At 60.8% G+C, this 6176-nt stretch carries 6 protein-coding genes and 1 pseudogene; all 7 read right to left on the reverse strand.

What is annotated here, in order from left to right:
- Positions 1-89 precede the first annotated feature (89 nt).
- A complete protein-coding gene (locus tag ACXJL8_RS30805) occupies positions 90-938 on the reverse strand; it encodes a hypothetical protein (RefSeq protein WP_456624013.1) in 849 nt (282 codons plus the stop codon).
- A 51-nt stretch (positions 939-989) separates the two neighbouring features.
- Complete coding sequence (locus tag ACXJL8_RS30810; protein ID WP_456624014.1) at positions 990-1808, reverse strand: M23 family metallopeptidase; 819 nt, start codon at positions 1806-1808, stop codon at positions 990-992.
- 50 nt (positions 1809-1858) lie between these two features.
- Positions 1859-2965 (reverse strand): hypothetical protein, encoded by a 1107-nt coding sequence (locus ACXJL8_RS30815; RefSeq protein WP_456686138.1) that lies wholly within the window; start codon positions 2963-2965, stop codon positions 1859-1861.
- Between the two features lie 18 nt (positions 2966-2983).
- Positions 2984-3619, reverse strand: a complete 636-nt coding sequence (locus ACXJL8_RS30820; RefSeq protein WP_456686139.1) for a hypothetical protein — start codon at positions 3617-3619, stop codon at positions 2984-2986.
- Positions 3620-3725: 106 nt separating this feature from the next.
- A complete protein-coding gene (locus ACXJL8_RS30825) occupies positions 3726-4025 on the reverse strand; it encodes a hypothetical protein (RefSeq protein WP_456624017.1) in 300 nt (99 codons plus the stop codon).
- Positions 4018-5694 carry a portal protein gene (locus ACXJL8_RS30830; protein ID WP_456624018.1) on the reverse strand — a complete coding sequence of 559 codons (1677 nt, stop codon included), beginning with the start codon at positions 5692-5694 and terminating at the stop codon, positions 4018-4020. Before ACXJL8_RS30830 ends, ACXJL8_RS30825 begins: the two co-directional genes overlap by 8 nt.
- A 57-nt stretch (positions 5695-5751) precedes the next feature.
- A pseudogene (locus ACXJL8_RS30835) lies at positions 5752-6176 on the reverse strand (hypothetical protein); the annotation flags it as partial.

Here is a 6176-nt window from a genome sequence, read left to right on the forward strand (position 1 = left end):
GTATCTCATTCATCTTTAATCCACCACGCTTTCTAATTCATGGGATGGAAAACGAATTGGTTCACTTCGCCGTCGAGCGAGTGCCCGATCTACGGATCGTAAATCACCTTCATGTCGAGACGCAGCCGGGCCACCATCTCGTCCACCTCGGCCTGTCCTTCCGGATAGGACTCGTAGACAATCGTGGTCTTGAACAATCTCGCGAAGTATCTGGGGTGAAGTGTCCACCCGATATGGTGGTAAGCATGAGTATCGGGATAGAGGGACTTAACGACCCTTCGCAGATAGCGATTATCCGGCGGCGGCTCAAAGTACGGGTCGACCATGCGCTCCTTGTAAAAGGCGGTCTGGGCCAGCAAGATATCCCGCCATTGAGCCTCGTCAGCCGCCGAAGGCTGACAAGAGCCACGCTGCAGGCGGTAATCTCCATCTCGCGTCTTTTCCATCGCAAATTTGGCGCATGATGGAAGGGCGGGATCGCTGCTCTCATAGTCCCATGCGACCAGGGCGCCTTTGAGCACATGGCTCTGACCGGACGCTATCAGAAGATAGTTGGCGCAGCTCGACAAACACTGGTCATACACAACGACCGCTGCGCGTCGTTCACGCAGTATCTCGGCAAGAGCAATTGCGGACGCTATGTCACCTCCGGCGCTTCGAACGACGAAGAGACCGCCTTCCTTCAATTTCTTCGCCGCCGATACGTCCGTATCCTTCTCGATCCGGCCGTCGAGACACAGGATCGACTGGTCGCCGCTGAGCGCAACGGGCCGCACGGCAACACCGCGGCAATAATCGACCGCGCGATAGGAGGCCTCCCTGTCGAATGACTTCTCCTCGGCACGGGACGGACCAAAGGAAAGAAGCAGGAGCGTGAAGGCCGAGAACGGAACCAGCGCTTCGAACAAGCGCAAGAGCACATTGCAGACCTGGACCATTCTCGAACCCTCAAATTCTTAKCAATGCACCACGTGGCCTGTCGCGTGTAATCACCTTGGCTCCCGGCGCGATGACAATCGGCGAGTCTCAGACCAGTCGCCGAAGCGATCTTGGAACGTGGCTGGCTCGCCCTGTGACAATGGATCACTGGCATTCACGAACGGCACCGGCGGCGCGACGGGCAAGCCGCCAGACGCCCGCGAGTTGCCCGCCGTATCCGGGCTCTGGCGCAGATAGTCGACGATCATCCCCGGTAACCCTCCGGGCCGGGGTGTCATTGCCGCTTGATCGGTCGTTGCGTTACCGGACGAGGATCTCCAGGCACCGAAGCGATCGGCAACAACGCCATCGCGATTTGGAAAACCCAGCCCGCTCAGGGGAGCCGAAGGCACGGCCGAACCGCCGGCTCCGGTAGCTGCTGCCTGAACCAGATAAGGGACACTGGTGTCGAATGTTGCGGGGTCGATCGTGGTGACCGGCCCACGGTTCGTATTGCCGTTTATGGCTACGCCGAGATTTCCTCCATTTGGATTGTCTCGTCCCAAGGCTTGCGTCGCTTGCTCATTCTTGATGACCGAGTAATGCAAATGAGGTCCTGTGCTGCGGGCACCAGTGCTCCCGACATTGCCGATGATGTCACCGGGCCAGACGCGCTGACCAGGCTTCGGCATTGGGCTGCCTTCCTGCATATGAGCGTAGAGGCTGTAGCCAGCCGCATTCTTGACAATGACAGTGTGGCCAAAATTTTCGTTGTAACCGGAGTAGACGACCTCGCCCGGAGTAGCCGCCGGAATCGGAGTGCCAAGCGGCGCCTTGAAATCCTGGCCCGCATGAAATTTTTCCTTGTCCGTAAACGGATCGCTTCGCATGCCATAGCCGGAGCCTCGGCGAAACGGGGGCCCGGGATTGTAAGGATCACTCATTTAACAGCCTTTGTCATATCTAGTATCCATCCGGGCTGACACTTGTCGTTGGCCCGATCGGGACATTTCGCGCGCTCCATCAGCCTCCACGACAGCACCGCCGTGGCAGCCGATGGAGACACGTAGAGCTGAGGCCCGGTTAGACCGGCTGCCCGGGTAAATTCCTGTCGGAACAGCAGACGAAACGAGCCGTCGCGAAGCTCCGCCGAGTAGCGCGCATAGACCACGGTTGAATCGTCGTCGGGCAGCTTCGGTCGATCGAGCGGACTGACGATGCTCATCAACCCCTTGCCACCGCCCGCGGCCTGCTCAACGCGCTCTCTTAGCCGCACACATCGCCAATCCGCGATACGGCATCTCACAAGAGGGCCGATGAACTGAATATCGTCCGTCACGAGGAACAGAAACAGTGACTTCTGCTCAGCGTCAAACCAGCCTGCACGAACATCCGAATCCTTTAGGAACTTGCCTCCCCCGATCCTCTCGCCCTGCGCGTCCAGGACATCGATTGTATTGGCGTACGCCACGAAAAACTTCGAGCTGTCGGGAGCCCAAACGATCCTGTAAACAGGTCGACCAATCGCGCCGGAGACATTGATCGTGCGCACCCCTCCAGCTTCCGCCGTCAGTTGCAGTGGCTGACTCGAGGCCACGATCTTCATGTTGGGAGAAAACGATATACTGGGATGTGACTGGTTCCGGAATGTCGCTAGGACCTCGCTCTTTCCGGTCTCGAGTTCGAATCTCCTCACCCGCCCGGCATCGTCCTCCGAAAAAACGATATAGCGACCATCCGGTCCGCATTGTACCGATCTGTCAGCCGTAGGAGATGGGGCGGAGATCTTGGCACCTCCATCGTATGCGTCGACATAATGATGGTCCGTCGCGAACAGATACCGCTCATGGTCGCCACACCACGCGATGAATTCGCCTTTCGGCAGCGGCGTATGCGGCAGCTTCTCGAAGGTCGGAACGGATGGAGGCTTGACTGGCGGCGCTCGTAATTCACCCTCGGCGCGGCACACCGTTGCCGCAACAAGCAATGTGAACGCCGCACCGGCAAGCGAGAATYGAAGGTCGAGATCAATCGGGCAAATGCGCATGATATCATCCCCGACCGTTCACATTCCGTAAGCAGTACAAACACGGTAGAAATGATCGACGAGACGAATAGCTACTCCGCAAGTCCGGATTAGGCCAACGTCGGCGGTCTCAAGATCATGCCAAGCTTGCGTCCATTCTGGTGTTCGTCGTTCCGGCTTCTGAATCCCTCCCGTTGAATCGTAGAAGACACTATCGAACTGCGTGTTGAGCGAATAACCGAATTCACGCCTCTCACAAAAGCCCATGGCCTGGGCTACCCCCGCTTCGTTGAACTCGGCCAACCGGCACTCCTTCAGATACTGCGCGAGTGGCGAAGCCTGGAGGCGGAATCCGAGTGACGTGAGCCAAGGGGCATTTTCGCGCTCGAAAAGATAGGGAACAAGAAAAATCAGCAAAGTGGCGAGGAGGACCGGTGCACTTCGCGGCTTCCGAATGAACGCGCAGGTGATGAGCCATACGACGGCGATGGCGATACCCGCCACGCCGATCCATAGGAGCCAGTCGGCCGCTGCAGGCTGGAGATACGTCAGGAATTCTTGGCCTGCCACGCTCGCCAGAGTCACGGCAGCGAACGCATAGGTCAGCCAGGGCGGACGTCGGAACATCTCTCCGCCAGAAGTTGCAGGGGCCAGCTGTTCCTGATCACTGCTCAACTGACGCCTCTCCAACTTTCCCAAGACCGCGCGACGGGGATGATATTCATTGAACAAAACAGGAACAATGTCAACTCTCCCTGTAGTTGTGCAGAAGCTGTGCAGACTAAATGATCCCAAACCGCTTCCGCCGCTCTGCGGTCTCCGCAAGCTCCTTCAGCTCCGCCCGCGCCAGCTTGCCGTTGGCAACCACGCCCGCGAGGTGATCGCGCACCTTGCCGACGATGTTGATGGCGAGGAAGAGTTTTTCCCGCCCGGCGGCATCGTCGACCGTGGTGGCGCGCCAGGCCGCGATGTAGCTCTTCTCGAGCGTGTCAAACGCCTCGTTCAGGATCTCATCGTCGAGCAATGCTTCGGCCCGAACCGCCTTCGCCGCTGCCCGCTCCAGGGCACTCTCGTCAGGCATTGCTCCCCTCCCCGTTGTTCGGCCGCGCCTTCATCTCGTGATGCGCCGCGGATGCGGCAATATCCAGCGCGGCCTCGGCGACATCCATCCGATGCTGCTCCTGCGCATGCTGGAGCTTCTGCTCGTGGCCGAGCGTCTTCAGATGTGCATCGAGCACCGCGATCTTTGCGTCGAGGCCCGCTCTTATTCTGGCGATCTCGATCTCGGCCTGCATCTTCACCTGCTGGTGGATCGCATCGGCCTGCGCCTTCTCGCGCTCGATCTGCGCCTTGTGCGCGGCGGCGAGCTGGTCGGCCTGGAGCCGCGCCTGGAGCGCCAGCAGTTTCGGATCGGGCGGTGGCTGCGGCGGCGCCGGCGGCGGATGCAAGAGCTGCCCGGTCTGCGGGTTGACGGCCATGGGATCGTTGAAGAACTGGTCGGGATTCCTGTGCCCCATGATCCGCGTCAGCTCGGCCGCCGTGTTGTAGAGCTGGCGGTCGCCGACCAGGTTGATCTTGCCGCCGGCCAGCAGCTCCTTTTGCACGTTCGCGATCGCCATGGTCTGGGCGAACTGCTGCGCCTTGCCGCCGGCGCCGAGGCCGACATTGATGGTCATGTCGTCGCGCGTCTTCCAGTTGCGCGGATTGACGTCGACCCAGGCATTGCGCAGCCGCACCGTCTCCTCGCGCTGGCCGTGCTTGCGGATGGTGCCGTGGAGCAGCGCAAAGATGTCGCGCACGCCTTCGGCCATGATGCGCGCGATCAGCTTGATGCGCATCTGCGAAGCCGAGAACACCTGCGCAACTGCCGTTGCCGACTGGTTCTGCAAAGCGTTGGCGTCGATGCCCTGCGTCTGCTTGCCGAGGCCGGTGCGGATCTCGAGCTCGGCGTCGAGATATTGCAGCATCGGATAGATCGACGTGGTGATGTCAGGCACCACCTGCCAGTTCAGCCCGCCCGCCGTCTTGGTGCGGACCACCCCGCCCGGCCGCGATACCAGCAGATCGTCCAGGGTATTCGGCCCGGCATTCTGCTCGGCGACCTCGACGCGCGGGTTGTTGTGCAGATAGAGATTGTCGAGCGCACCGCGCTTGAGGGCCGTCTTCTCGCGCTGCAACGGCATCACCAGGTCTGCGATCGAGCGGCCGAAGAAGCGGTGGGTCACCGGCACCGGCGTGGTGGCGGCAAACGGCATCTCGTCGAACGGCGTGATGCAGTCCTTGCCGTCCTTGCGCAGGATCTCGGCCTGATCGCCGCCGGTGATGACCTGGTACAGGCAAGGCCGCCCCGAGCCTTCATAGTCCATTCGCACATAGTGCTCGGTGATGCGCACCAGCCGCGCCGCCGAATTGGCGCTGCCGCCGCCGGCGGTCGCGGACAGATGCTCTTCCACCGTGTCGCGCGCCTGCGTCTCGATCTCGGTCGTGCCGGTATGCGGCCGCAACGCCCTGACCTGGCCGGCATCGAAACCTTCCGCGATCAACTGCGCCTCGGTCTTGGTGACAATTTCGTGGAAGCAATAATTGCAGTCGCGGATGCTGCGTGCACCGCGCTCGATGCCGAATTCTTCGGGCGGCACACCCATCACCCGCGCCTGCGCAAGCTTGCGCGTGGTGACGATGGTGACGTCATGCGTGACGAGAGAGCCCATCGGCGCGAGCGGCGCCGGGGCTAGCAAGGGAACGGGCATGTTTGATTGAGCTTTCAGTTCGGTATGCGGGCGCCCGACGCGGGGCGGAAAATCGCGCTAGTAAGTGTTGTTGCGCATATAGTCCTGGATCATGCCAAGCAGCCCTCCGGCGGAGCCGCTCGTCGCGCTCCGCGCGTCACTGCGCGTATCAAATCCTCGCACTGACGATGCCATGGAAGAGTTGGGCTCATTTGCGAACACCCCGATTGGCCGGCTGGCCTGCGACGATTGCGGCTCGCCAGACGGTCCGCCCCAGTCACCAAATCGGTCGTTGAACGTCGAAGGATACGGCGCTGGAGCGCTTCCCGACGCGGAAACAGCGCCAGCATTTGAGGTGCCTACGCGCGTGAGACGTCGAACGGGAATGGCGCTCGTCTCCGGGCTCTTCCCGCCTTCCGGCTCAGGGTAGCCATATTCCCACACGTTTCGGCGGCTTGGTAGACCCGCTCCGTCAACGGAATCCTTGATCAGCTCTTTGATCC

Source organism: Bradyrhizobium sp. P5_C11_2 (genome assembly GCF_054049755.1).